The 24,664-nt window shown below is 66.6% G+C and carries 23 protein-coding genes; 20 read left to right on the top strand and 3 right to left on the bottom strand.

Features of this window, described 5'->3' with window-relative positions; all coding sequences use genetic code 11:
* The first annotated feature begins 25 nt into the window (after positions 1–25).
* From atpB to JOD62_RS01845, 13 genes are all read left to right on the top strand, one after another.
* On the top strand, positions 26–832 hold the full coding sequence (gene atpB / locus JOD62_RS01905; protein WP_239526514.1) for a F0F1 ATP synthase subunit A: 807 nt from the start codon (positions 26–28) through the stop codon (positions 830–832).
* Between the two features lie 45 nt (positions 833–877).
* Entirely contained in the window at positions 878–1,114 is a 237-nt protein-coding gene (atpE, locus tag JOD62_RS01900; RefSeq protein ID WP_204937646.1) for an ATP synthase F0 subunit C, read from the top strand.
* Between the two features lie 30 nt (positions 1,115–1,144).
* A complete protein-coding gene (locus JOD62_RS01895) occupies positions 1,145–1,690 on the top strand; it encodes a F0F1 ATP synthase subunit B (protein WP_204937645.1) in 546 nt (181 codons plus the stop codon).
* Positions 1,690–2,478, top strand: coding sequence for a F0F1 ATP synthase subunit delta (locus JOD62_RS01890; protein WP_204937644.1), 789 nt, complete (start codon positions 1,690–1,692; stop codon positions 2,476–2,478). The genes JOD62_RS01895 and JOD62_RS01890 overlap by 1 nt, the downstream gene beginning before the upstream one ends.
* A gap of 53 nt (positions 2,479–2,531) precedes the next feature.
* Entirely contained in the window at positions 2,532–4,172 is a 1,641-nt protein-coding gene (gene atpA / locus JOD62_RS01885; RefSeq protein ID WP_204937643.1) for a F0F1 ATP synthase subunit alpha, read from the top strand.
* A gap of 18 nt (positions 4,173–4,190) precedes the next feature.
* Entirely contained in the window at positions 4,191–5,090 is a 900-nt protein-coding gene (locus tag JOD62_RS01880) for a F0F1 ATP synthase subunit gamma (protein WP_204937642.1), read from the top strand.
* Positions 5,091–5,113: 23 nt separating this feature from the next.
* Positions 5,114–6,568 (top strand): F0F1 ATP synthase subunit beta, encoded by a 1,455-nt coding sequence (atpD, locus tag JOD62_RS01875; protein ID WP_204937641.1) that lies wholly within the window; start codon positions 5,114–5,116, stop codon positions 6,566–6,568.
* A 2-nt stretch (positions 6,569–6,570) separates the two neighbouring features.
* Entirely contained in the window at positions 6,571–6,831 is a 261-nt protein-coding gene (locus JOD62_RS01870; protein WP_204937640.1) for a F0F1 ATP synthase subunit epsilon, read from the top strand.
* An 85-nt stretch (positions 6,832–6,916) separates the two neighbouring features.
* Positions 6,917–7,672: a YaaA family protein gene (locus JOD62_RS01865; RefSeq protein WP_204937639.1), complete on the top strand. Its 756-nt coding sequence runs from the start codon at positions 6,917–6,919 to the stop codon at positions 7,670–7,672.
* Between the two features lie 94 nt (positions 7,673–7,766).
* Positions 7,767–8,513, top strand: coding sequence for a large exoprotein (locus JOD62_RS01860; protein ID WP_204937638.1), 747 nt, complete (start codon positions 7,767–7,769; stop codon positions 8,511–8,513).
* A gap of 66 nt (positions 8,514–8,579) precedes the next feature.
* On the top strand, positions 8,580–9,560 hold the full coding sequence (locus JOD62_RS01855) for an aldo/keto reductase (RefSeq protein ID WP_204937637.1): 981 nt from the start codon (positions 8,580–8,582) through the stop codon (positions 9,558–9,560).
* Positions 9,561–9,636: 76 nt separating this feature from the next.
* Positions 9,637–10,464, top strand: coding sequence for a PP2C family protein-serine/threonine phosphatase (locus tag JOD62_RS01850; protein ID WP_271171587.1), 828 nt, complete (start codon positions 9,637–9,639; stop codon positions 10,462–10,464).
* Positions 10,465–10,521: 57 nt separating this feature from the next.
* A complete protein-coding gene (locus JOD62_RS01845; RefSeq protein ID WP_204937635.1) occupies positions 10,522–13,392 on the top strand; it encodes an FtsK/SpoIIIE domain-containing protein in 2,871 nt (956 codons plus the stop codon).
* Positions 13,393–13,398: 6 nt separating this feature from the next.
* Here the strand turns inward: JOD62_RS01845 and JOD62_RS01840 are convergent, their stop codons facing one another.
* Positions 13,399–14,403 carry an asparaginase gene (locus JOD62_RS01840; protein WP_271171586.1) on the bottom strand — a complete coding sequence of 335 codons (1,005 nt, stop codon included), beginning with the start codon at positions 14,401–14,403 and terminating at the stop codon, positions 13,399–13,401.
* Positions 14,404–14,485: 82 nt separating this feature from the next.
* Between JOD62_RS01840 and JOD62_RS01835 the strand changes: the two genes are divergently transcribed.
* Positions 14,486–15,007: an OsmC family protein gene (locus JOD62_RS01835; protein WP_378788327.1), complete on the top strand. Its 522-nt coding sequence runs from the start codon at positions 14,486–14,488 to the stop codon at positions 15,005–15,007.
* Between the two features lie 6 nt (positions 15,008–15,013).
* On the opposite strand, the gene JOD62_RS01830 is transcribed toward JOD62_RS01835, so the two are convergent.
* Positions 15,014–15,793, bottom strand: a complete 780-nt coding sequence (locus JOD62_RS01830; RefSeq protein ID WP_204937633.1) for a lysophospholipid acyltransferase family protein — start codon at positions 15,791–15,793, stop codon at positions 15,014–15,016.
* Between the two features lie 143 nt (positions 15,794–15,936).
* Here JOD62_RS01830 and JOD62_RS01825 point away from each other — a divergent pair, with 143 nt between their 5' ends.
* The 3 genes from JOD62_RS01825 to JOD62_RS01815 are packed head-to-tail and all read left to right on the top strand — an operon-like array spanning position 15,937 to position 19,390.
* A complete protein-coding gene (locus JOD62_RS01825; RefSeq protein ID WP_204937632.1) occupies positions 15,937–16,902 on the top strand; it encodes an FKBP-type peptidyl-prolyl cis-trans isomerase in 966 nt (321 codons plus the stop codon).
* 37 nt (positions 16,903–16,939) lie between these two features.
* Positions 16,940–18,022: a 1-deoxy-D-xylulose-5-phosphate reductoisomerase gene (gene dxr, locus JOD62_RS01820; RefSeq protein ID WP_204937631.1), complete on the top strand. Its 1,083-nt coding sequence runs from the start codon at positions 16,940–16,942 to the stop codon at positions 18,020–18,022.
* 54 nt (positions 18,023–18,076) lie between these two features.
* Positions 18,077–19,390: a M50 family metallopeptidase gene (locus tag JOD62_RS01815; protein WP_204937630.1), complete on the top strand. Its 1,314-nt coding sequence runs from the start codon at positions 18,077–18,079 to the stop codon at positions 19,388–19,390.
* Between the two features lie 65 nt (positions 19,391–19,455).
* Here JOD62_RS01815 and JOD62_RS01810 read toward each other — a convergent pair whose 3' ends face one another.
* Positions 19,456–21,387, bottom strand: a complete 1,932-nt coding sequence (locus tag JOD62_RS01810) for a chorismate-binding protein (protein WP_204937629.1) — start codon at positions 21,385–21,387, stop codon at positions 19,456–19,458.
* Positions 21,388–21,592: 205 nt separating this feature from the next.
* Here JOD62_RS01810 and ispG point away from each other — a divergent pair, with 205 nt between their 5' ends.
* The 3 genes from ispG (at position 21,593) to JOD62_RS01795 (ending at position 24,586) form a co-directional block, all read left to right on the top strand.
* On the top strand, positions 21,593–22,744 hold the full coding sequence (ispG, locus tag JOD62_RS01805) for a flavodoxin-dependent (E)-4-hydroxy-3-methylbut-2-enyl-diphosphate synthase (RefSeq protein ID WP_204937628.1): 1,152 nt from the start codon (positions 21,593–21,595) through the stop codon (positions 22,742–22,744).
* Positions 22,745–22,813: 69 nt separating this feature from the next.
* A complete protein-coding gene (locus JOD62_RS01800) occupies positions 22,814–23,680 on the top strand; it encodes an alanyl-tRNA editing protein (RefSeq protein WP_204937627.1) in 867 nt (288 codons plus the stop codon).
* A 138-nt stretch (positions 23,681–23,818) separates the two neighbouring features.
* Positions 23,819–24,586: a lytic polysaccharide monooxygenase gene (locus tag JOD62_RS01795; RefSeq protein ID WP_239526513.1), complete on the top strand. Its 768-nt coding sequence runs from the start codon at positions 23,819–23,821 to the stop codon at positions 24,584–24,586.
* The last annotated feature ends 78 nt before the right edge of the window (positions 24,587–24,664 follow it).

The following is a 24,664-nucleotide window of genomic DNA, read 5'->3' as shown; positions in this document are numbered from 1 at the left end:
CGCATACGAAGCTGGAGCCACAACGTTGACTCAAGCCGCGACTCTCATCGCTACCGCCACTGAGGATCCGACGTTCCACCCACCGTCGATCTGGGAGTTCTTCCCCCCGATCATCGCGTTTGAAGGAACTCCGTTCGCGTTCACGCGCATCAACCTCGCGCAGATCCTGGCCACGGTCGTTCTGCTGGTGATCTTCCTCCTTGCGACTCGCAAGCTGCGTCTCGTCCCGACTCGCTTCCAGAGCATCGCCGAGATGGGCTTCGACTTCGTTCGCGTCAACATCGCGCACGATCTGCTCGGACGCAAGGACGGAGATCGGTTCCTGCCGATCCTCATGACGATGTTCTTCATGATCCTGTTCATGAACATCACGGGCATCATTCCGGGTATCAACATCGCCGGTACCTCGGTGATCGCGGTTCCTCTCCTGCTTGCGATCGTCTCCTATGTGACCTTCATCTATGCGGGTATCAAGAAGAGCCCCAAGGGCTTTTTCAAGAACGCGCTGTTCCCGAGCGGTGTGCCCAAGGGGCTCTACCTCATCGTGACGCCGCTCGAGTTCCTCTCGACCTTCATCATCCGTCCGGTCACGCTGACGCTGCGTCTGCTGATGAACATGATCGTCGGGCACCTCATGCTCGTCCTGTTCTTCTCGGCCACGCAGTTCTTCATCTTCGGACTCGGTGGGTTCTGGGCCGCCCTCGGTGTCGGCACCGGCGCCTTCGGCCTCGCCTTCACGCTGTTCGAACTCCTGGTGGCGTTCCTCCAGGCCTACGTCTTCACCATCCTGACTGCGGTCTACATCCAGCTCGCAGTCGCAGAAGAGCACTAAAGGGGACAGGCGCTCGCCTGCCCACCAATCGAAAGGAAAACCCCCGTGGACGCAACTACGGTTCTTGCAGATGTTTCTGGCTCGCTCGCAGCGGTCGGCTACGGCCTCGCAGCCATCGGCCCGGCTATCGGTGTGGGTATCGTCGTCGGCAAGACGATCGAGGGTGTCGCCCGTCAGCCCGAGCTCGCCGGTCGCCTGCAGGTCCTCATGTGGATCGGTATCGCCTTCACCGAGGCGCTCGCCTTCATCGGCATCGCTGCCGGCTTCATCTTCGGCTTCTGATCCAGCGACCAAAACACCTAAGGAGACAGGATGCTGAGCACTCTTGTCATTGCCGCGGAAGAGGCGCCCAACCCGCTCTTTCCGGCGTACTACGACATCATCTGGTCGGCGGTGTGCTTCGTCATCATCCTGGTGGCGTTCTGGAAGGTCATCATCCCGCGACTCACGACGATGCTCGATGAGCGCTCTGCTGCCATCGAGGGCAACATCGCCAAGGCTGACGAGGCGCAGAAGCAGGCTGAGGCCGCGCTGGAGGAGTACACCCGCCAGCTCGCCGAGGCACGCGTCGAGGCCGGCGAGATCCGTGAGGCTGCCCGTGAGGACGGCAAGAAGATCGTCGCCGAGGCCAAGACCGCTGCGACCGTCGAGGCCGCACGCGTGACCGCAGCCGCCAGCTCGCAGATCGAGGCAGAGCGCCAGGCCGCTTTCGTCTCGCTGCGCTCGGAGGTCGGAACGCTTGCGCTCGACCTCGCCGGTGGCGTGGTGGGCGAGACGCTGTCGGACGACGCTCGCGCGTCGGCCGTGGTCGACCGCTTCCTCGCTGACCTCGAGGCATCCGAGAAGGCGGCTCAGTAATGGGCAGCGCGACCACTCAGGCACTCGCGGCATCCACAGAGGCGCTTGCCGCAGCGAAGGGCGTCACCCTCGAGACCGCTGGTGAGCTGTTCGCAGCTGCTCGGCTGATCGGGGAGACCTCCCAGCTGAGCGGCGCGCTGGCAGATCCGGCTGCTCCGGCTTCGGCCCGGGCCGCCGTCATCACCACTGTCTTCTCCGGAGCATCCGCAACGGTTCAGGAGGCACTCGCGGTCGTCGTCGCACAGCGCTGGTCCAGCGCCGCGGACCTGGTCGACGGGATCGAAGAGCTCGCCATCCGCGCAGCGGCAAGCGGCGAGCCCTCCAGTGACATCGAGAGCGAGCTGTTCGCCGTCTTGCGCATCGTCGCCGAGAACCCGGAGCTCGAGCTTGCGCTCGGCAGCCGGCTCGGAGACGGCGCGGCGAAGAGCGCGCTGATCGAGCGCCTGCTGACAGGCAAGGTCGGCGCAGCATCCGCGCTCATCGTCTCGTCGCTGGTCCGTGACCCCCGTGAGCGTCGCGTCCGTCAGCTGCTGAGCCGTGCCATGCGCATCGTCTCGGCACAGCGCGGCCGCATCGTCGCCACGGTGCACACGGCATCCCCGCTCACCGCGGAGCAGAGCGCTCGCCTCGGCGAGAGCCTCTCGCGTCGCTACGGTGCGCAGGTGTCGCTCAACCAGGTGATCGACTCCTCGGTCGTCGGCGGTCTGCGTGTGCAGGTCGCAGACGATGTCATCGACGGCAGCATCTCCGCGCGGCTCGCCGATCTTCGTCAGAAGCTCGCGGGCTAACTCAGACTTCGCGCGGGTGACCGCGCACCCCTCTTAGAACCAAAGGGAAGACAATGGCAGAACTATCGATCAGCCCCGACGTCATCCGTGACGCGCTGAAGGACTTCGTCGCCGCCTACGAGCCCACCGGCGCTTCGGCGACCGAGGTCGGCACGGTCATCGACGCAGCCGACGGCATCGCTCACGTTGAGGGGCTGCCGGGCGTCATGGCAAACGAGCTCGTCACGTTCGCGGACGGCACCAAGGGCCTCGCGCTGAACCTCGACGAGCACCAGATCGGTGTCGTCGTCCTCGGCGACTTCACCGGCGTTCAGGCCGGCCAGGAAGTCACCCGTACCGGCGAGGTCCTCTCGGTCCCCGTCGGCGACGGCTATCTCGGCCGCGTGGTCGACCCCCTGGGTCAGCCCATCGACGGTCTCGGCGAGATCGCCACCGAGGGTGTGCGTGAGCTCGAACTGCAGGCGCCGGGCGTCATGCAGCGCAAGAGCGTGCACGAGCCCATGCAGACCGGTGTCAAGGCCATCGACGCCATGATCCCCGTCGGCCGTGGCCAGCGTCAGCTGATCATCGGTGACCGTCAGACGGGTAAGACCGCTCTGGCGATCGACACGATCATCAACCAGAAGGACAACTGGGCGTCGGGCGACGTCAACAAGCAGGTTCGCTGCATCTACGTCGCCATCGGCCAGAAGGGCTCGACGATCGCCTCCGTCAAGGGCGCGCTCGAAGAGGCCGGCGCCATGGAGTACACGACGATCGTCGCCGCTCCCGCGTCGGACCCCGCCGGCTTCAAGTACCTCGCCCCCTACACCGGCTCGGCTATCGGTCAGCACTGGATGTACGGCGGCAAGCACGTCCTCATCATCTTCGATGACCTGTCGAAGCAGGCCGAGGCCTACCGCGCCGTGTCGCTCCTCCTGCGTCGTCCGCCGGGCCGTGAGGCATACCCGGGTGACGTCTTCTACCTGCACTCCCGTCTGCTGGAGCGGTGCGCAAAGCTCTCCGATGAGCTCGGCGCAGGCTCGATGACAGGTCTCCCGATCATCGAGACGAAGGCCAACGACGTCTCGGCGTACATCCCGACCAACGTGATCTCGATCACCGACGGCCAGATCTTCCTCCAGTCCGACCTGTTCAACGCCAACCAGCGTCCCGCAGTCGACGTGGGTATCTCCGTGTCGCGTGTCGGTGGTGACGCTCAGGTCAAGTCGATCAAGAAGGTCTCGGGTACGTTGAAGCTCGAGCTGGCGCAGTACCGCTCGCTCGAGGCATTCGCGATGTTCGCATCCGACCTCGACGCGGCTTCGCGTCGTCAGCTTGCCCGTGGTGCGCGTCTGACCGAGCTGCTCAAGCAGCCGCAGTACTCGCCGTACCCCGTCGAAGACCAGGTCGTCTCGATCTGGGCCGGCACGAACGGCAAGCTCGACACGATCGAGGTCGAAGACGTGCTGCGCTTCGAGCGCGAGCTGCTCGACTACCTGCGTCGCAACACCTCGATCCTCGACACCCTGCGCGAGACCAACGTTCTTGACGACGCCACGGTTGCCGAGCTGGAGAAGCGCACCGACGAGTTCATCGTGGAGTTCCAGGGCGGCAAGGGCCACGCGATCGGTGCTCCCGGTCACGAGGAGCACGGCGCTGCCGATGCTGAGGACGTCAACCAGGAGAAGATCGTCAAGGGTCGTCGCGCCTAATCGCGCTGGAGACGAACTATGGGCGCTCAACTTAGGGTCTACAAGCAGAAGATCTCTTCTGCTCAGACGACCAAGAAGATCACGAAGGCGATGGAGCTCATCGCGGCTTCGCGCATTCAGAAGGCGATGGCACGCGTCAAGGCGTCGTCACCCTTCGCGCGTGCCGTGACCCGGGCTGTGTCCGCCGTCGCGACGCACTCCAACGTCGATCACCCGCTCACCCGTGAGCCCGAGACGATCCGCCGCTCTGCGGTCGTGATCTTCACCTCGGACCGCGGTCTTGCCGGCGCGTTCAACTCGCAGATCCTCCGTGAGGGCCTCGAGGTGGCCGAGCTGCTGCGTTCGCAGGGCAAGGAGCCGGTGTTCTACCTGGTCGGCCGCAAGGCTGTCGGGTTCTTCCAGTTCCGTGGCCTGGAGGCAGCTGCTGAGTGGACGGGTGACACCGACACTCCGCAGTTCCAGACCGCAGAGGAGATCTCGGCGACGCTGCTCGAGGCATTCTCGCGCGGCGGTGAGGAAGGTGGCGTCGATGAGATCCACCTCGTCTTCAACCGCTTCGTGAGCATGATGACGCAGTCGCCGGAGACGGTCCGCCTGCTCCCGCTCGAGATCGTCGAGTCGGATGAGACGGAGGCTTCCAGCGCCGTCTACCCGCTCTACGAGTTCGAGCCGGATGCCGAGACGGTGCTGGACGCGATCCTGCCGGTGTACATCCAGAGCCGCGTCTTCAACGCGCTGCTGCAGTCGTCGGCCGCAAAGCAGGCCGCGACGCAGAAGGCGATGAAGTCGGCCAGCGACAACGCCGACAAGCTCATCACCGACTACACCCGCCTGCGCAACAACGCACGTCAGGCCGAGATCACTCAGCAGATCGCCGAGATCGTCGGTGGCGCCGACGCTCTGGCGTCGAGCAAATAGACCCTCACGAAAGAGACGAAGAAATGACTTCCACCGCCACGGCCGAGCAGGCCACGACTGCGGTCGTCGGGCGCGTCGCGCGCGTCAACGGACCCGTCGTCGACATCGAGTTCCCGCACGACTCGATTCCTGACATCTACAACGCTCTGAAGACGACCATCACGATCGGTGAGTCCTCGACGGAGATCACGCTCGAGGTTGCCCAGCACCTCGGTGACGACCTGGTTCGCGCCATCGCCCTGAAGCCCACGGACGGCATCGTCCGTGGCCAGGAGGTTCGCGACACCGGTGCTCCGATCTCGGTGCCCGTCGGTGACGTCACCAAGGGCAAGGTCTTCAACGTCATCGGCGAGGTGCTCAACGCCGAGCCCGGTGAGCAGATCGAGATCACCGAGCGCTGGCCGATCCACCGCGAGGCTCCGAACTTCGACCAGCTCGAGTCCAAGACGCAGCTGTTCGAGACCGGCATCAAGTCGATCGACCTCCTGACCCCCTACGTGCAGGGTGGAAAGATCGGTCTCTTCGGTGGTGCAGGTGTCGGTAAGACCGTCCTCATCCAGGAGATGATCCAGCGCGTGGCGCAGGACCACGGTGGTGTGTCGGTGTTCGCCGGTGTCGGTGAGCGCACCCGTGAGGGCAACGACCTCATCCACGAGATGGAAGAAGCGGGCGTCTTCGACAAGACCGCCCTTGTCTTCGGCCAGATGGACGAGCCGCCGGGAACGCGTCTGCGCGTCGCCCTCTCGGCTCTGACGATGGCGGAGTACTTCCGTGACGTGCAGAAGCAGGACGTGCTGCTCTTCATCGACAACATCTTCCGCTTCACGCAGGCCGGTTCTGAGGTGTCGACGCTTCTCGGTCGTATGCCGTCGGCCGTGGGTTACCAGCCGAACCTCGCCGACGAGATGGGCCTCCTCCAGGAGCGCATCACCTCGACGCGTGGTCACTCGATCACCTCGCTGCAGGCGATCTACGTGCCGGCCGATGACTACACCGACCCGGCTCCTGCGACCACGTTCGCGCACCTCGACGCGACCACCGAGCTCTCGCGTGAGATCGCATCGAAGGGTCTGTACCCGGCCATCGACCCGCTGACCTCGACGTCGCGCATCATGGACCCCCGCTACCTGGGCGAGGACCACTACCGCGTTGCGACCACCGTCAAGCAGATCCTCCAGAAGAACAAGGAACTGCAGGAGATCATCGCCATCCTCGGTGTCGACGAGCTCTCCGAAGAGGACAAGATCGTCGTGGCTCGCGCCCGTCGTATCCAGCAGTTCCTCTCGCAGAACACCTACATGGCGAAGAAGTTCACCGGTGTCGAGGGTTCGACGGTTCCGCTCAAGGAGACCATCGAGTCGTTCGACGCGATCGCCAAGGGTGACTTCGACCACGTCGCCGAGCAGGCCTTCTTCAACGTCGGTGGCATCTCCGACGTCGAAGAGCGCTGGGCTCAGATTCAGAAGGAGAACGCCTGATCATGGCGCTTCAGGTCAGCCTTGTCTCCGCAACGGCGGAGGTCTGGACGGGGGAGGCGACGCTCGTCGTCGCCAAGACCGTCGAGGGCGAAATCGGCATCATGGCCGGACACGAGCCGATGCTGGCCATCCTTGCCGAGGGCCAGGTTCGTATCACGCAGGCCGATGGTACGAAGGTTCTCGCGAATGCTCAGGACGGCTTCCTCTCCAGCGAGGGAAACGTCGTCACGATCGTCGCGGGCAACGCAGCACTGATCGCCTGATTCTCTGAACAGAAGCGGCGGGAAGGCTCTTCGGAGTCTTCCCGCCGCTTCTTTCCGTTCTGGTCTGTTCCTGAAGGAGCGCTCTGTGAAGATCCTGCTTCCGCCGTCCGAGACGAAGCGCATCGGCGGCACCGGGGCCCCGTGGTCGCCCGCCGCGTTGGCGATGCCCTCGTTACAGCCGCAGCGCGATCGTGTGGTGGACGCGCTGATCGCACTCGCGGCCGATCCGGAGGCCGCGAGTCGCGTGCTGAAGCTCAGCGCGCGCCAGCGCGGGGAGATCACGCACAACGCGGCGCTGCGCGAGGCCGCGACGATGCCGGCCGTGGACCGCTACACCGGCGTGCTCTTCGACGCGCTGGATGCGTCGACACTCGCCGCCGCGGCGCGGCGCTGGTTGGGGCAGCACGTCTGGATCCACAGTGCGCCGTTCGGTCCCGTCGGAGCACTCGATCCGATCCCCGCCTACCGACTGGGCGCCGCTGTCTCCCTGCCCGGGGTGCCGCCGCTGCGGCGGGTGTGGGCGGATGCGGTCTCGGAGTCGATCGCGGCGTCGCATCCGCGCTTCATCCTCGATCTTCGTTCCGAGGCGTACGTGGCACTGGGTCCCATTCCGGATTCGGTGGCATCCGCATACGTGCGCGTCGTCACCGACGAGGAGGGTTCGACGCGTGCCCTCAATCACTTCAACAAGCACGCGAAGGGCGCGCTGGTGCGTCGCCTGGCAGAGGACCGACCGCGCATCGACTCTGTGAACGCGCTCTTCGCCTGGGCCGACCACAGCGATGTGACGCTGCGTCCGACGGACGCTGCGGAAACGATCGAACTCGTCGTTCCGGCGTAACGCGTTATGCACGGGGTATCGGCGCCCTGCGCTCTACCGCTAATCTGAGGGGCGCGAAAGCAACCTTTCGCGTGACTACTCCTGGGAGGAACCCATGCCTGACTACGGCTACGGCTACGATGGCGGCGCGCTGGCCCTGTTGGCCGCCTTTGCCATCTTCTTCACGTTCTTCGGCCTGGCGTTCTACGTCATCGGGTCGCTCTTCCTCATGAAGATCTTCGAAAAGGCGGGTGTGCAGGGCAAGTGGCGTGCATGGGTGCCTGTGTACAACACCATGATCTTCTTCAAGCTCGGCGATCTCAGCCCGTGGCTTGTTCTCTACGGCATCGGCGCATCGTTAGTCCTCAGCTGGCTCCCCGTCGTCGGTCAGCTCATCCCGTTCGCGATTCTGGCGTTGACGGCACTCGCGGCATGGCGCGTCGGCCTGAAGCTGCAGAAGGAAGCGGTCTGGGTCGTGCTCTACGTCCTGCTCTCCCTCGTCTGGCTGGGTATCAACGCCTTCGACAAGTCGCGCTGGAACACGGCGATCGCGCCGGCACCGTGGGGCGGAAACGCCTTCCTGGGTGACCGGACGGTCTGGGAAGGCATCCCGGCTCAGCCGTCGGCTGCGGCAGCGCCGCAGGGCTACGCAGCTCCTGCTCCGCAGGGTTACGCTCCGCCGGCGCCGCAGGGTTATGCTCCGCCCGCTCCGCAGGGCTACACGACACCGGCCGCTCCGGTCGACCCCGCCGCTGGCCCCGCTGTGCCGCCGGCTCCGCCCGCGCCTCCGGCGCCGCCGGCACCTCCCGTCCCGCCGGCACCTCCCGTGCCTCCGGTGGACCCGAACAAGCCTTCGGCCTGACGTCACTGTGCGAAGCCCCCGTTCCTCGGAACGGGGGCTTCGCCGTTCAGGCGGTAGCGTGGAGTCATGACGGCACTCTCACGGCGCGTAGGTTCCTCTGGTCTGATCGTCTCTGCGGTAGGGCTGGGGTGCAACAACTTCGGCCGCGCCGGCACGGCGAGCGAGTCGTTGGATGGCACGCGACAGGTCATCGATGCCGCGATCGCCAGCGGCATCACCTTCTTCGACACCGCAGACATCTACGGTCGTGAGCCCGGCCTCAGCGAGACGCTGATGGGGGAGGCACTCCAGGGGCGCCGGGATCGGGTCGTGCTCGCGACGAAGTTCGGCCACAACGAACTGCCCATGGGGTATGAGTTCCCCGCGGGCCTCGGCTCCCGCCGTTATGTGCGCTACGCGGTGGAACGGTCGCTGCAGAGACTGGGCACGGACTGGATCGACCTGTACCAGCTGCACACGCCGGATGTGCTGACGCCGATCGCCGAGACGATCGACGCGTTGGACGAGCTCGTGCGCGAGGGAAAGATCCGGTACTACGGTCACTCGAACTTCACGGGGTGGCAGATCGCTGAAGCCGAGCTCACCGCCCAGGCCCGTTCGACCGGGCGCTTCATCTCCTCGCAGAACCACTATTCCCTGCTCGCGCGGGGCGCTGAGCGCGAGGTGCTGCCGGCTGCTTCGCGATTCGGACTCGGCGTCTTCCCGTACTTCCCCCTCTATAACGGCCTCCTCACCGGAAAGTTCACACGCGACGGAGGACCCGCGGAGAGCCGCATCATGCGCACGCGTTCGCATCTCTGGGAGAACGCTCCCTGGGATGCGCTCGACGCGTATCGCGACTTCTGCGACGCACGCGGCATCACGATGCTGGAGGCGACCTTCGGCTGGACGCTCGCTCAGCCCGGAGTCGCGTCAGTGATCGCGGGTGCGACGTCCGCGGCTCAGATCGAGGACAATGCGCGTGCCGGGAGCGCATGGACTCCGGACGCTGCGGATCTCGCGGCGATCGACGAGATCTTCCCGCTTCCCACCGATCCGGCCGCGTGACGTCGGGGCAGAACCCCATCGACTACGATGGGTGAGGCTTTGGCCGCCGTTCATTTCGAACTCCGAAAGGCATCCCGTGACTGACGCGTCGACTGCTACATCTCAGGAAGTCGACCTCGGCGCGGGTGATCGGATCACCGTCACCTGGGCAGGACGCACCGACATCGGCCGTCGCCGAGACAGCAATCAGGATTCGTTCCTGGCCGAGTTCCCTCTCTTCGTCGTCGCGGACGGCATGGGCGGACACGCCGGAGGAGAGGTCGCGAGCCGGCGCACGGTTGCACGACTGCATGCTGCGGTGAAGGCCGGAGCGCTCTCCGCATCTGCGATCGAGCAGGCGATCGACAAGGCCGTCGGGGACATCCGGGATCACCCGGAGACCACCGACGAGGGTACCGGGACCACGCTCACAGGCGTCTATCTGGATGTGCAGGCATCCGCGGACGAGGGCGAGAAGGCCACGGCGCGGTGGGTGTCTATGAACATCGGCGACTCACGCGTGTACCTGCAGCGCGACCAGGCGATGACTCAGGTCACGACAGACCACTCTGTTGTGCAGGAGCTCATGGCGGCGGGGCGGCTGAGCCCCGAGGAGGCCGAAGGCCACCCGTACGCGAACGTAATCACACGCGCGGTGGGCGTGAGCGAGCAGGCTCCTCCGGACTACCGTGAGTTCGCCGTGCACGACGGGGATCGCTTCGTGATCTGCTCGGACGGCTTGACCAAAGAGCTGACGGACTACGGGATCCAGCATTTTCTCAACGAGAATGCCGATCCGGCGGCGGCTGTCGACGCCATGATGACTGCGGCGCTGGAGAACGGTGGGCGTGACAACGTCACGGTGATCGTCGTGAATGTCGCCCGCGTCGACGAATCCTCCCCAGCGGGCCCGGTTCTGGACTGATCCACAGATCACGGACGGACGGGACCGCTCGTCAGCCAGAGCCACTGAACTGGACAGATGGATCTGTCCGAACCCCTTGCTCTTCCCACCGCACCGCAGGAAGCCCGTCGGCCGTCGTTGCCCATCCTCGCGGCGCTTGTGCCGGTCGTCTCCGGTGTCGTGCTGTGGGGTGTCACCGGCTCGCTGTTCTCCCTCTGCTTCGCAGCGCTCGGTCCGCTGATGCTGCTGGCCTCGTTCGTCGACGGCGCTCGCCAGCGCAGACGCGAGAGTCGACGTGCGAAAGCCGAGCACGATGAAGAGTGGGAGCGTGTCGAGCGCGAGCACACGCAGCGGCGGCAGCAGGAGCGGGTCACGCTGCTGCGGACGCATCCGGATGTCGCGAGCCTTCTGCAGGAGGAGACACTGCGACGTGCGAGCGTCGAATCAGGAGTTTCGCTGACCATGGGACGAGGCGCGACGGTCAGCAGCCTTCGTGTCACTGGCGGCGACGGGGAGCGTGCGAGAGAGTTTCGCGAGCGGGCGAGAGAAGTGGATGCGGCGCCCCTCACAGTGTCGCTGGCCGACGGCGTGTGTGTTCGCGGACCTGCTCCCATCGCAGGTGCCGTTGTGCGCGGATTGATCGTGCAGATCTGTCTTCGGTACTCGCCGCAGGCGTTGCGGATCACCGGTGCGCTGGCGGAGCAGCTGGGACTCGCCGGACTCGCTCATCTGCGAGGTACGCGGCGCACTGCCTGGGTGCTCGGTGTCTCTGATGATGCATCCGATGCGGTCACCGCGAACGGGCGCATCCTGATGCTCGACGGCGGAGCAGATACGCCGCCGGGCTATGCGGCGGTGCTCGATGTCGCCGATCCTCTCGGCGCTTCGCTGCGCACGGCGACGGGAGTGCGTGAGTGCACCGTCGAGGGGATCTCACGAGCCCAGGCGGAGGCGCTCATCCAGGCGATCGCTCATGCGGATGACATCGACGAAGAACTGCCTGCACACGTCAGCTGGGATGACCTGCAGACGGATGCTCCGCTGCGGGCTGACGGGGGACTCCGCGCCGCTCTCGGGCGTCAGGCGCGCGATGAGCTTGTGCTGGATCTCGTGGAGGACGGCCCGCATGCAATCGTCACGGGCGTGACCGGCTCCGGAAAGAGCGAGCTGCTCGTGAGCTGGGTCGTCGCGTTGGCGAATGCGTACCGGCCAGAAGATGTCGTCTTCGTGCTTGCGGACTTCAAGGGGGGCACCGCGTTCGACCCACTGAGGGAACTGCCGCACGTGGCCGCGGTCATCACCGATCTCGACGGCGATGGGGCCGAGCGAGGTGTGCAGAGCCTGCGCGCCGAGCTGCGTCGTCGTGAGCGTGCTCTCTCGGCGGTGGGTGCACGCAATGTGACCGATCCTTCAGCCGACCTTCCTCGCCTGGTGATCGTTGTCGATGAGTTCGCCGCGCTTCTCCAGGAGCATCCTGATCTCGGCGCCGTCTTCACCGATATCGCTGCTCGAGGACGGGCGCTCGGCATGCACCTCATCTTGGGGACGCAACGCGCCTCCGGAGTGATTCGCGACGCGCTCGCCGCGAATTGCCCGCTGAGGGTCAGCCTGCGCGTCAGCTCCCCGGGCGACAGTCTGGCTGTGCTGGGCGTCGACGACGCCGCGCACCTTCCCGGGGACGCGGCCGGACGCGGACTCGCGCTGGCGCGCCGTCCGCGGGATGCGGAGCCGGTGCCTTTTCGCGTCGTCCTCACCCGGGCGAGCGATCTCCGTCGGATCGGAATGCGACATGCGCACGCCCGATGGGCGCGGAGCCCGTGGCGTCCGCCGCTGCCGAGCCAGGTGACGGTCAGTGAACTGCTCTCGATGACCGGCGAGGTCGCGACATCTGACAGGTTGATCCTTGGCTTGGCCGATGAACCGGACGAGCAGAGGCAGACCCTCCGGGCGCTGCGCGTCGGAGGTGATCGTGGACTCGTCGTCATCGGCGGTCCGGGTACGGGGAAGAGCAGTGTCCTCCGCGCGGTGAGCACTCAGCATCCGGAGGCGATTCAGGTGCCCCGCGATCCGGAGGGCGCATGGAGCCTGCTGGCTGATCTCGCGCAGGCTCGACGTCCGCTGCCGCCTGTGCTTCTCTGCGACGATCTCGACGCCCGAGTTTCGGCGTTCCCGCCCGACTACGCCGCCGAGTGGCTCGGAGCGTGGGAACAGGTCGTGCGACGCAGCGCCGCGGAAGCATCCACGATCGTCGTCAGCCTGTCACGGCTCACAGGGGCCCTCGCGCCGCTGGCCGACCTGATCGGACAACGTGCGGTGCTGCGACTGGGATCGCGGAGTGAGCATCTTGCAGCGGGCGGGGAGCCGGGCGCGTATCGTGCGGACCGGCCGGAAGGGCGCGCACAGTGGGACGGGAGAGAGGTGCAGTTCGCATTGACCGCCCATACGGATGGTGCCCGAGGGGCGGAGGCGGGTGCGCCGGATCCCTCGGAGTGGTGGCCGACGTCCGCCACGACGGCGATCATCACGACGCGGCCCTCCGAGGTGGCGACGGCGCTGCGCCGTACCTGTGTAGACGCCGATGTCCGCCTCGTCGGCGAGTTTGACACTGCTGCGGCGGCCCGCGCCCTGGACGACGTGCGGCAGACGCTGCGCGGTGAGGAACGCTCGACGTCGAGTCCACTCGTCCTGCTCGGAGACGCCGACGCGTGGCAGCGGCAATGGTCGCTGTGGCAGCTCAGCCGTGCAGAGGGTGAGGTGCTTGTGTCCAGCGAGTGCACACGCGAGATGCGCACGCTGCTCGGGATGCGCGACCTGCCGCCCTATGCCGTTTCGAACGCGGGACGTGCGTGGCTCATCCGCGGGGGAAACCCGCCGGAGCGCACGAGGATCGGAGCGCTCACGACGCGCGTCGGTCAGCCGCACATGCGCAGGGAGAGACGGATCGAGTGAATGCCGTCAGAGGCCGATGATTCCGGCGCCGGGGTGGATCTTGCCGACCGGCTCGCCACCGCCGAGAACATCCAGCGGCAGGGCCGCGCTGAGGTCCTCGATCTGCGCGGCAGTGAGGGCACCGACACGAGCGAGCAGGGTCGCTGCCACGATCGTCGTCGCACGGGCCGAACCATCGAGCATCTTCAGCGCGACGGTCGCACCATTGGGTGCCACCATGACCATCACGCCCTCCGCGCCGCCCTTTGCGAAGACGCCGAGCTTCTCGATCGCGATCGTGTCCGCTCGCCCGGGACCGTCGATGGTCCAGGCGTTCTGTCGCACCGCTGCGACCAGCGCGCCGGCGACGCGGTGCAAAGCGAAGGGGGAGCGGCCGGATGCGGATCCGATGCGGTGGATCGCGCGAGCGAGTCCCGTCAGAGTCATCGCGTAGATCGGTGCGCCGCACCCGTCGATCGCGGTCGCCGCGACCTTCTCGCCGGTGAGACGCTCGATGACCTCGCGCGTGTGAACCTGCAGCGGGTGATCGGGAGAGAGGTAGCCCTCGGTCGGCCACCCGGTCGCAACGCACGCGCGCAGCATCGCCGCGTGCTTGCCCGAGCAGTTCATGCGGATTCGTGTCTGCTCACCGTGCTCGCGAACGAGGTCGTCACGCGCATCGCTGTCGCTCGGCCATGCCGGCGGGCAGGCCAGATCGTCTTCCGTCAGACCGCCCTCGAGCAGGATCGCCCGGACGACCTCGACATGGCGGTCGGTGCCGGCGTGACTCGCCGTAGCCAGAGCGAGCTGCTCACCCTCGAGCGCAGCGCCGGTCGTCACGCTCGCGATCGCCTGCAGCGGCTTCAGGCTCGAACGGGGAAGCACCAGCGCACTCGCATTGCCGAGCGTGAGCACGACCTCACCCTCGGGGGAGAGGACGACCGCGGCACCCGCGTGACGAGATTCGATGAATCCGTTCCGCTCGGCAACGGCAAGTTCGACAGCATCCGCAACGGTGAGAGTTTCCAGCACGACAGCAAGCCTAACGCCGCGCCGAACTCCGTGCGGTGCGCGCGCGGAAGCCGCGTGGCACGATGAATTCCTGCGTGGCACGATGAGTTCCATGGACTCGTCGCGTCTTCCCCTCGGACAGCACCGTTACGCCCTCACCACCACCTGGACCGGCAACCGGGGAACAGGGACGAGCGGCTACCGAGACTACGCGCGCGATGTGACCCTGCAGGTCGGCGGAAAGCCCGACATTCTCGCGTCAGCGGACAAACCGTTCCGTGGCGATCCGGAACGATGGAACCCCGAAGACCTTCTGCTGGCGGCGCTCTCCGAATGCCACCTCCTGTCATACCTTCACGCCTGCGTTCAGGCGGGGGTCGTCGTGGTCGACTACCGCGACGAGGCGACCGGCCATATGCAGGAAGACGGGCAGGGTGGTGGCGCCTTCACAGAGGTGATGCTCCGTCCGACGGTCGTGGTCGCAGAGGCATCGATGGTGGATGCGGCGCACGACGCCCACGCCCAGGCGAACGCCTGGTGCTTCATCGCCAATTCGGTCTCGTTCCCCGTCCGACACGAGGCGACGATCCTCGTCGCCGGCGAGACCGACGCTCGGGAGGAGTGAGAGGCCTCAGCGGCGCTCGTGCGGGAGCGCCTGCTTGATCTTCTCGATCGCGCCGTGCGCGGGAACCTCGTTGTAGGCGTTGGCGAGCTCCTGCTCGGAGAGTGCGTGGATCGCCGCCATGATCTCGTCGGTCGCCAGGCGTCGAGCTCGTCCTGAGTTCGCCGCACCGTGCCGCGACAGGTCGAGCGGTTCACCGAAGCGCACGGTGATCCGGGCGCTCAGTGAGGGCATCTTCGCACCGACGGGCATCGCTTTGTCCGTGCCGATGAGACCAACGGGCACGACCGGTGCGCCGGATTGCAGAGCGAGGAAGGCGACGCCCGTGCGGCCCTTGTAGAGACGCCCGTCGGTGGAGCGGGTTCCCTCCGGGTACAGCGCCACGGCGAATCCGTCATCCAGAAGCTGGCGCTGCTGGTCGAGCGCGTCCAGAGCTGCCTGACCTGCGCCGCGACGCACCGGGATGGCGCCGATCGATTCGAAGAACGTGCGGCTGATCCAGCCCTTCACTCCGGTTCCCTCGAAGTAGGTCGACTTCGCGAGGAAATGCACGGGGCGAGGAGCAGCGACCGGAATGGCGAGAGAGTCGATGAACGACAGGTGATTGCTCGCGAAGATCACCGGCCCGTGCAGGGGAACGTTCTCGCGGCCTTCGATGCGGGGCCGGTAGATCAGCCGGGCAAGCGCGCTGATGACAAAGCGTCCTGCGGCGTACGTGAAGCCCGCGCGCTTCGGGGTCTGAGCCGGAGCCGTCGTCGTAGCGGTGTCATCCACGGGCTCAGAAGTCATCAGACCAGCGTATCCCGGCATTCATTCCCGTCGCGGAATGGGCGCCGCCCGAAGTGTCGAGAGAGCGCACAGACTTTCTCAGCGTGGGCAAAGCCGAGTGCGTCAAGATAGAGACGCTCCCGAAACAGACTTGAGGTATCACTGTGCGCATCCGCCCGTTCGCTGCTGTCTCCGCCGTCGCCGTGACGGCACTCCTGCTCGCCGGTTGCTCCGGTGCGCCCGAGACTGCTCCGGAGTCCAGCCCGACGCCAGACGCGCAGTGCTTGCTCGACGCGAAACCGGGCAAGACATCTGACGCCATCACGATCTCCGGCAGCGGCGCAGACGCCACCGTCGAGGTTCCCGCCGATCTGCCGTTCGAGGCGCTGGAGCGCACGATCGTCACCGAGGGCGACGGCGACGATGTGTTCGCGGGAGACCTGCTCTCGATTCGCTACCAGGTCGTCAACGCCGAGACGAACGAGGTTCTCGACTCGAGCGAGCGTGGCGAGGGTGGTGTGCTTCCCGTCCTGATGGATCCGCAGTCCTCCTCTCTGTTCGTGGCTGCCCTTGAGTGCGAGCCGCTCGGGTCGACCGCTGTGCTCGCGTTGCCGGCTTCTGTTCTCGGCGGCGAGGGCGCGCAGTCTCTCGTCGTCTACGCGGAGTCGGTCGGGAAGCTCCCGACGATTGCCTCCGGCACCCCAGTCGACCCGGCAGAGGGAATGCCCACGGTCAAGCTGGACAAGGACGGCGCGCCGACGATCACGATCCCCGAGGGCACAGAGCCGCCCGCGGAGACCCGGGTCGAGATGCTGCAGCAGGGCGACGGCGCCGAGGTGCAGCCCGGCGACCTCGTCGTCGTCCAGTACCGCGGTGTGAAGTGGTCCGACGGCGAGGAGTTCGACTCGAGCTGGTCCCGTGAGGCGACTCCCACCCAGTTCCAGACCAACCAGGTCGTCAACGGATTCCGCCTGGCGCTCGAGGGCCAGAAGGTCGGTTCTCAGGTGCTCGTCGCCATGACGCCGGCCGACGGATACGGCGAGGCCGGCGGCACGCACGAGCTCTCGGGCGAGTCGCTCGTCTTCGTCGTCGACATCCTCGCGACGACCCCCGTCCAGCCCGCGCAGTAGACGATTCCGATGGCCGCCGCACGCGTAGGCTGAACGCATGCGGCGCATCATCGTTCTGGGGTCCACCGGCTCCATCGGCACTCAGGCTCTCGACGTCATCCGGGCGAACCCCCGGCGATTCGAGCTCGTCGGCCTCGCGGCCGGATCCAATCGGGAGATGGTTGATGAGCAGGCGCGTGAGTTCCGGCTGGAGCACACGGCACTGGGTGCGGCGGAAGCTGAACAGCTGGTGCGTGACGTCGAGGCGGACGTCGTCCTCAACGCCATCACCGGGTCAATCGGCCTGGGCAGCACACTCGCCGCGTTGAAGGCCGGCCGCACTCTCGCCCTCGCGAACAAGGAGTCGCTCATCGTCGGCGGCGCCCTCGTCACGGCGGCCGCCGCTGAGGGGCAGATCGTGCCCGTCGATTCCGAGCACTCGGCGCTCGCGCAGGCCCTGCGCGCAGGCACGCACGCGGAGGTGCGCCGACTCGTCGTGACCGCCTCGGGGGGCCCGTTCCGTGGGCGCACTCGCGAGGAACTGCGCGATGTGACACCCGCGGAGGCGCTGGCGCACCCCACCTGGGACATGGGACGCGTGGTCACCACGAACTCCGCGACGCTCGTCAACAAGGGCCTCGAGGTGATCGAGGCTCATCTGCTGTTCGACATCGCCTACGACGAAATCGACGTCGTGGTGCATCCGCAATCCATCGTGCACTCGATGGTGGAGTTCGTCGACGGCTCGACGATCGCGCAGGCGTCCCCTCCCGACATGCGGCTTCCCATCTCGCTGGGGCTCGACTGGCCGCACCGCGTCGGCGGCATCGGGCAACCCCTCGACTGGACGAAGGCCACATCGTGGACTTTCGAGCCTCTGGACGAGACCGCCTTCCCCGCAGTTTCTCTCGCGAAGCAGGTCGGACGCGCAGGCCTGACGTACCCGGCGGTCTACAACGCAGCCAATGAGCAGGCTGTCGACGCCTTCCACGAGGGACGACTGTCGTTCCTCGGGATCGTCGACACCATCGCTCGCGTCATCGACGCCCATGAGCCGCCTTCCGTGCTCACCGTCGAGTCGCTCGCGGCGGCGGAGGACTGGGCGCGCCGGACCGCGGATGCGCTGATCGCCGCAGGCTGATTCGCTTCCTCGCGCGTTCGGCGTTTTCCTATCCCGCACCACTAGCGTGTGAGGGTGGAAACCCTGCTCTACATCGGCGGCCTGCTGTTCATGCTGGTCGGCCTTGCCGTCTCGATCGCCCTGCACGAGATCGGGCATCTCGTTCCGGCGAAGCTGTTCGGCGTTCGCGTGGGGCAGTACATGATCGGCTTCGGGCCGCGCGTCTGGTCCCGCCGGTTCGGTGAGACGGAGTACGGGTTCAAGGCGCTCCCTCTGGGCGGCTACATCTCGATGTCGGGCATGTACCCGCCGTCAACCGCTGGCAAGCCTGCACGGGGACTGTTCCGCACGCTGGTGCAGGACGCGCGATCCGCCAATGACGAGACGATCGTCGACGGCGATGAGAGCGGCGTCTTCTACCGGCTTCCGGTGTGGAAGCGGATCATCGTGATGCTCGGTGGCCCGTTCATGAACCTGGCCCTCGCGGTCGTGATCTTCTCGGTGCTTCTCTCGGGGATCGGCCTTGAGCAGGGTACGACCAGAATCGCCACGGTGTCGGAGTGCGTGCTTCCGGCCGGCTCCACGCAGACGATGTGCACCCCCGACGATCCCGCAGCGCCTGCGGCGGAGGCGGGCTTCATGCCCGGCGACACGCTGATCTCCGTCGACGGTGAACCGATGCATGATTTCGCCGAGGCCACGGCGATCGTGCAGGCATCGCCGGGTGTGCCCCTGGAGGTCGTGGTCGAGCGGGCGGGGGAGCAGCAGACGCTCACCCTGACTCCGATCGCCGCGGAGCGTCCGATGTCGGATGACGCAGGGCGGCCCCTTCTCGACGAGAACGGTGACCGCGTGACCAAGACGGTCGGATATGCGGGACTCGGTGCGCAGATCGGCTTCGTGCCACAGCCCCTGACAGCAGGACCGGAGCTTGCCGCGCAGAACGTCAGTGCGGTCGCGTCCCTCGTGATCAACCTGCCGGCGCGTCTCTGGGACGTCGGGGTGTCTCTCTTCACGGGATCCGAGCGAGACCCGAACGGCCCGCTGAGTGTGGTCGGCGTTGGCCGTATCGCGGGCGAGGTTGCTGCGACGGATGCGCCGGTGACGAACCGCCTCGTCTTCCTGCTGAGTCTGATGGGGTCTCTGAACATCGCGCTCTTCGTGTTCAACCTGATCCCGCTCCTGCCGCTCGACGGGGGGCACGTCGTCGTCGCCCTCTGGGACGGTCTGCGTCGCGCCTGGGCGAAGCTCGCCCGTCGCCCGCCGCCTGCGCCCGTCGATGCCACGAGACTCGTGCCTCTCACGGTCATCGTGGCGGTGCTCCTGATCGGAATGGGAGCGCTGCTGCTCGTTGCCGACCTCTTCAACCCGGTCAAGCTCTTCGGCTAGACAGCACAGGAGGGTTGTGTCGGTTCTGAAAGATCAGAACCGACACAACCCTCCTGTCAAAAGCCCTACGCGTCGAGCGCGTGTGCGACGAGCCGTTCGAGCGTCCCCATCCCATCGCGCGACAGGATCGACTCCAGGTGGCCCTGCACGGAGGCGAAGCCCGGGCCTCGCAGCGCGTACACATTGCCGGTCTCTGCGTCCGCGGAGACCTCGGCGACACCGACCCGGGCGGTGCCGGGTGCGACCCGCGCCGTGAACGTGTTGTAGAAGCCGATCGATGCATCCCGCTCGAACACCGGCACGGACTTCTGCAGCCCCTGATGCGGCGAAGCGAGCGGTGCGAGGCCGATGTTCAGCGTGTCCGCCAGGATCTGATGGCTGAGGCACACCGCAAGCAGCGGGGATCCGCTGGCCCGACGCGCGGCTACGACCTCGCGCATCCTGGCGATACGCGGTGAGGCGCCGTCACGCGGGTCACCGGGACCGGGCCCGGCGACGAGAAGGTCGACGGCGGCGGCATCCGCGTCCGTAACCTCGCTCCAGGGGGCGATGCGCACATCCAGGCCGAGGTGGCGCAGCTGGTGGGCGAGCATCGTGGTGAAGCGGTCTTCGGCGTCGACGACAAGGGCGGTGCGTCCGCTGAAGGGACCGACGTGTACCGCATCCGTCTGCGGATTGATCCAGAATTCGGCGAGACGCGAATTGCGTGAGGCGAGCAGAGCAGCGACGGTCGGATCCGCTGCGAGGTCGTTCTCGGCGGCATCCGGAGCATCGGCGTCCTCGCGGGCCTCTGCGGCGTGATCGCGTTCGATCGCGCCGATCGCGCCGAGCACACCCGCAGCCTTGCCGTGGGTCTCACTGACCTCGCCGGCCGGGTCCGAGTGGCGTACGAGAGTCGCCCCGACCGGCACGCTCAGCTCGCCGTCCTTGACGTAGACCGTGCGGATGAGGATCGGCGCATCGAGATCGTGTCCGCCCTCGGCGTTGGGGGTGAAGAGGGCGGCGACGCCGGAGTAGTACCCGCGGGGCTTACGCTCGTGGCGTCCGATGACGGTGCAGGCATTCTGCATGGGGGACCCGGTGACAGTGGGCGCGAACATGGTCTCGCGCAGGATGTCTCGCGGATCCATGCGGCTCCGACCGCGCAGCATGTACTCGGTGTGCGTCAGACGTGACATCTGCTTCAGATGAGGGCCGGTGATGCGTCCGCCATCCGAGCAGACCGCGCTCATCATCTTGAGCTCTTCGTCCACGACCATGAAGAGCTCCTCGGTCTCCTTCGTCGACGAGAGGAACTCGGTGAGAGACTCCTTCGTCGCGCCACCCGCCGGGTGGCGGAACGTGCCGGAGATCGGGTTCATCGTGACGATGCCGTCGCGGGCGATCACATGCGCCTCGGGGCTCGCGCCCACCGCGATGACGCCGGGCGTGACCACGGCGAAGGTCCAGTAGGCGCCGCGTTCGTGGGTCAGCAGGGCGCGGAACCAGGTGAGCGCCGCGTGACGCTCGTCCACGGAGATGCGTGCGGTGAAATCCCGCCGGATGACGAAGTTGGCGCCTTCGCCGCGCCCGATCTCATCGGCGATGACGCGCTCGACGATCTGCGCGTACTCCTCGTCGGGAACGTCGAAGCCGGCGTCCTGGAGTGCGATCGGGTCCGACGGCAGGATGGTCAGTGCATCCGCGACCGGGGTGGCGAGGTGTTCCTCCACAAGAAGGCACCGCAGCGGCGCACCGTCGTCCTGGGCCGAGAAGCCCCGTTCGCGGACCTGGCGGTAGGGGACCATGGCGAACACTTCGCGCGCGGTGCCATCACTCTGCAGAGGAATATCCGCGAGGAGGTCGACGTCGCGCACGTCCCCCGTGAGCAGTTCGACGACAGTCGCGTTCTCGCGCGCGAGCAGCACGACGGATGCCGCAGGGTCATCCACCAGGGCGGCGAGGCGCGCCTGCAGCGTGGCCGGGTCCGTGGCCGTGAAAGCCGCGTTCTTCGTCATGTGTGTCTCCATCGGTGTCTCGTGAAATCGGGCATCCGGTGCGGCACGACAAACAAAACCGCCTCGGAGGGCGGTCTGGGATTCGTGGGTACGCGAACTGACCGCCTAGAAGGCGGGCCACCAGGAGCGGGTCGCGGACATGGGGCGAAACTATCACACGGGCGGCGCCCAGACTCATCGTGTGTCGCAAAGGTAGGCTGGGAGCGTGCCAGCTGTGAATCTGGGGATGCCCAAGGTCCCCGAAGTCCTCGCCCCCCGCCGCAAGACGCGTCAGATCTCTGTCGGCAAGGTTCTCGTGGGCGGAAACGCGCCCGTCAGTGTCCAGTCGATGACGACGACGCCGACGACCGACATCAACGCCACACTGCAGCAGATCGCCGAACTCACCGCCTCCGGGTGCGAGATCGTCCGCGTCGCCGTGCCGTCGCAGGATGATGCCGATGTGCTGCACATCATCGCGAAGAAGAGTCAGATCCCCGTCATCGCGGACATCCACTTCCAGCCGAAGTACGTCTTCCAGGCGATCGACGCGGGCTGCGGAGCGGTACGCGTCAACCCGGGCAACATCCGCAAGTTCGACGACCAGGTCGGGGCGATCGCCAAGGCCGCGAAGGACGCCGGAGTCTCTCTCCGCATCGGCGTCAACGCCGGTTCGCTCGACCGCCGCCTGCTCGAGAAGTACGGTAAGGCCACGCCCGAAGCGCTCGTGGAGAGTGCTGTCTGGGAGGCATCGCTGTTCGAAGAGCACGACTTCCACGACTTCAAGATCTCCGTGAAGCACAACGACCCGATCGTCATGGTCAAGGCATATCGAATGCTCGCCGAGCGGGGCGACTGGCCCCTGCACCTCGGCGTCACCGAGGCAGGTCCTGCCTTCCAGGGCACGATCAAGTCGGCCACCGCCTTCGGCATCCTCCTCTCGGAGGGCATCGGCGACACGATCCGTGTCTCGCTCTCTGCGCCGCCCGCGGAAGAGGTCAAGGTCGGTCACCAGATCCTGCAGTCGCTGAACCTGCGCGAGCGCAAGCTTGAGATCGTCTCCTGCCCCTCCTGCGGTCGTGCGCAGGTCGACGTCTACACGCTCGCCGATAACGTGACCGAGGGCCTGAAAGACATGACGGTGCCGCTGCGCGTCGCGGTCATGGGCTGCGTCGTGAACGGGCCCGGCGAAGCGCGCGAAGCCGACCTCGGCGTCGCCTCCGGAAACGGCAAGGGTCAGATCTTCGTCAAGGGCGAGGTCATCAAGACCGTTCCCGAGTCCGAGATCGTCGCGACGCTCATCGAAGAGGCCAATCGCATCGCTGCCGAGATGGGCCCGGACGCCCCGATCGGCACCGCGCAGGTCGTCACGTCCTGACGGCACACTGGGCAGACGTGCGCCGCTCCGGTTTTCCCAGCTTTCTGCAGGGGCTGGCAGACTGAACAGATGAGCGATACCCTCGTCACCTTCCCGAACGGCACGACTGAAGGGCACGCCACAGTGCTGGCCGTGCATGAGGCGGAGAATGGCGGCGTCGTGATCGTCGATCGCACGCCGTTCCATCCGGTGGATCACACGTGGCCAGACCAGCCTGGAGACCGTGGCACGATCACGGCGAGCGGAGAGTCGATCGCAGTCACAGAAGCGGTCATGGCGGCCCTCAGCGACGACGGCGTGTTCGCGACGGGAGCGGCGATTCCCGTGCGGCGCGGGACTGAGGGCTGGACCTGGCAGGTCGCACACCCGTTCGAAGGTGCGGCGCCGTCGTGGTTGGTCGCGGGCGCCGAGGTGGACCTGCGGGTGGATGCGGCGCTGCGCGCGGCTCTCAGCCGCGGACACACGGCCTGTCATCTGGCGTCGCTCGCGCTCGACCTGGCACTTGCGGACCTGTGGCGCAAGGACCCCGGCTCTGATCCACTCGGGAGTCCCGACTTCGAAGCGCGCGCCAATCAGACCAGTCGCATCCACGAGGACGGCAGCGTCGACGAATATCGCCTGGGCAAGAGTCTGCGCAAGGCGGGCTTCGACACGGAGACGTTGACAGCGACCCTGGCCGAGCGTCAACAGCACGTCAACGACACGCTCGCGCGCTGGGTCGCCTCTGCGGCGACGAGCCGCATCGACACTGACGGGCCGAGCATCGTCGATCGCCGACAGTGGCGCTGCGCGCTGCCAGAGAGGGAAGTCGCGTTCCTGTGCGGAGGCACACATGTGGCCTCCCTGGCCGAGTTCGCAGAGATCACCGTCTCGCTCGATCTGAGTGACCCGCAGCTGCTGGTGATGACGACGACGGCGCGGGGCGCGAGCGCCTAGAGGGGCCCTACGTGGTTTCCACATTGCCCGGCTGTGCCGGGATATCGGCACGGTGTTTCTGGTTAGCGTGAGTTCAGGTGAAGCGACGGGGGAGGCGCCTTCACTCGGAATATGTCACTGATGACTGGAGAAGAACACATGAAGCGTATGCGTACAGTATTCGCGGGCCTGGCAGTGGTTGCCGGGATCATCGCAGGCGCTGGCGTCGCAAGCAGCGCCAGCGCGCACGGCTGGGTCACCGACCCGCCGAGCCGCCAGGACCTCTGTTCGACCGGCAGCACGTCGTTCGACTGTGGTTCGATCAAGTACGAGCCGCAGAGCGTCGAAGCCCCCAAGGGCTCGCTGAAGTGCTCCGGAGGCAACGCAGCCTTCGGGATCCTCGACGACAACTCCCGCCCCTGGCCGGTGAAGAACGTGTCGTCCGACCTCAGCATCACGTGGAAGCTGACCGCGCGTCACGCCACCGCGTCGTGGGAGTACTTCGTCGACGGTCAGCTGTTCAAGACGGTGAACGACCACGGTGCACAGCCGGCCGCATCCGTCACCCACGTGCTGCCGAACCTTCCGGCCGGCAAGCACACGATCCTCGCGCGCTGGACGATCGCGGACACCACCAACGCGTTCTACAGCTGCATCGACGTCAACGTGGGCGGCACCGGCTCGACGGACGGCACCACCGACGGTTCGACCGACGGCTCGACGGACGGCACCACCGACGGTTCGACCGACGGCACCACGATTCCTGCGTGTGGCGCAGCCTGGGACAAGAACGCTGTCTACACGACCGGTGCCAAGGTCGACCACAACGGTCGCTCCTACACCGCCAAGTGGTGGACGCGCGGCGAGACCCCCGGTTCCACCGGACAATGGGGTGTCTGGACGGACAACGGAGCCTGCGCAGCCTGAGTGCTGAGCATCCTGTTCTGATCCACTGAATCTTCGGATTCGCGGATCGAAGGGCACCGCACGATCCTTCGTGCGGTG

Origin of the sequence: Microbacterium keratanolyticum, from assembly GCF_016907255.1 — a bacterium.
Classification (GTDB): Bacteria; Actinomycetota; Actinomycetes; order Actinomycetales; family Microbacteriaceae; genus Microbacterium; species Microbacterium keratanolyticum.
Note: the sequence above shows the minus strand (reverse complement) of the source record. Positions and strands in the feature narration are given on the sequence as shown.